This window comes from Tsukamurella soli (assembly GCF_039541155.1).
Classification (GTDB): Bacteria; Actinomycetota; Actinomycetes; order Mycobacteriales; family Mycobacteriaceae; genus Tsukamurella; species Tsukamurella soli.
The window spans coordinates 1-2,003 of sequence record NZ_BAABFR010000220.1; the positions used below are offsets into that span (position 1 = coordinate 1).

The window sequence follows — 2,003 nt, forward strand, 5'->3', positions numbered from 1 at the left end:
ACCAGCCTCCCGGCCTACATCAACAAGCTGGGCTTCTCGAACAACATCTCGCCCTACGGCCATAACATCTCTGAGCGGCGGGGTCGGTGGGCGCGGGGGCGCCGACGGCGGCCCGCCGCTCAGAGATGTTATGGCCGTAGGGCACGATCCGGTGGTCCCACAATCGGCGGACCTCGGTGAGGATCGAGTCGGGGGCGCCCGAGTTGTCCAGCCACACGTCGGCGGCGGCGCGACGCTGCTCGTCGGTGGCCTGCGCGGCGATCCGGGCGCGGGCGTCCTGCTCGGACATGCCGCGCTGGGACACCAGACGCTGCACCCGTTCCTCGGCGTCTGCCCACACGACCAGCACCAGGTGGAACATCGGGCCGGCGTGGTTCTCCACCAGCAGCGGGATGTCCTGCACGATGATCGCGTCCGGGCCGGCGGCGGTGATCAGCTCCTGCGACCGAGCGCCGACCAGCGGGTGGGTGATGGCGTTGAGTGTCTTGCGCGACTCGTCGTCGGCGAAGGCGATGGCCGCGAGCGCGGGCCGGTTGAGGCTACCGTCGGCGGCGAGGACCCGCTCCCCGAACGCCTCCACGAGAGCCGCCAGCCCCGGTGTCCCGGGTTCGACGACCTCGCGGGCGATCTTGTCGCCGTCCACGATCACCGCGCCGAGCGTCTCGAGCTCCCGCGCCACCGTCGACTTGCCCGCGCCGATGCCGCCCGTCAGTCCGATCCGAATCACCGGTACAGACTACGGCCCGCTCTGGGACGATGGCCGGATGCCACTCGTCGCTGGAATCGACTCGTCCACCCAGTCCTGCAAGGTGCTGGTGTGCGACGCGGAATCAGGCGCGGTGGTGCGCTCCGCCTCCGCTCCACACCCGCCGGGCACCGAGGTCGACCCGCAGCGATGGTGGGCGGCACTGCACTGCGCCACGGCGGCCGCGGGTGGGCTGGACGATGTGGCCGCGGTGGCCGTGGGTGGTCAGCAGCACGGCATGGTGTGCCTGGACGCCGACGGTGCCGGTGTGCGGGACGCGTTGCTGTGGAACGACGTCCGCTCCGCGGACGCCGCCGACCGGCTGGTCGCCGAGCTCGGCGGGCCCGACGCCTGGGCCGAGGCGGTGGGCGTGGTGCCGGTCGCGGCGGTCACCGTCAGCAAGCTGCGGTGGCTCGCCGATCACGAGCCCGCCCACGCCGATCGGACCGCGGCGGTGTGCCTGCCGCACGACTGGCTGACCTGGCAGCTGGCCGGCGCGCCGGGGCTGGACGCGATCGCGACCGACCGCAGCGACGCGTCCGGGACCGGCTACTTCTCCGCGGGTACCGGGCGGTACCGGCCCGACCTGCTCGAACTCGCACTGCGCCGGCGGGCGCCCACGCTGCCCCGAGTACTCGGGCCGGGCGAGGCCGCCGGCACCGTCGCGGGCACGGACACCCTGCTCGGGCCCGGCGCGGGCGACAACGCCGCCGCGGCACTGGGTCTGGACGCGCAGCCGGGCGACGCGGTGGTGTCCCTCGGCACCTCGGGCGTGGTCAGCGTGGTGACCGACACTCCCCCGCGCGACCCGTCCGGCATCGTGGCGGGCTTCGCCGACGCCACCGGGCACCATCTCCCCCTCGTGTGCACGCTCAACGGCGCCCCGGTACTGGCCGCGGCGGCGCGGGCGCTCGGGGTGGACCTGGGCGAGTTCTCCCGGCTCGCAACATCCGCGGAGCCGGGCGCCGGCGGCCTGTCGTTCGTGCCCTACCTCGCCGGCGAGCGCTCTCCCAACCTTCCCGGGGCGTCGGGCTCGCTGCACGGCATGACGGGCGCGAACCTCACCCCCGCCAACATCGCCCGCGCCGCGGTCGAGGGCCTGCTGTGCTCGATCGCCTACTGCCTGGACGCGGTGACCTCGCAGGGCGCGCGCATCGATCGGATCCTGTTGGTGGGCGGTGGCTCCCGCTCCGGCGCGGTGCGCGCGATCGCCCCCGCGGTCCTCGGCCGGACGGTGACGGTGCCCGCCGACGGCGAG

General features: G+C 74.2%; 1 protein-coding gene and 1 pseudogene. One reads left to right on the forward strand and one right to left on the reverse strand.

Annotation, left to right across the window (positions count from 1 at the left end):
* Nucleotides 1–40 precede the first annotated feature (40 nt).
* Nucleotides 41–727: pseudogene (gene coaE / locus ABD908_RS27185) on the reverse strand (dephospho-CoA kinase); the annotation flags it as partial.
* Between the two features lie 37 nt (nt 728–764).
* Between coaE and ABD908_RS27190 the strand changes: the two are divergent.
* On the forward strand, nt 765–2,003 hold a 1,239-nt coding region (locus ABD908_RS27190; protein WP_345002002.1), incomplete at its 3' end, for a xylulokinase.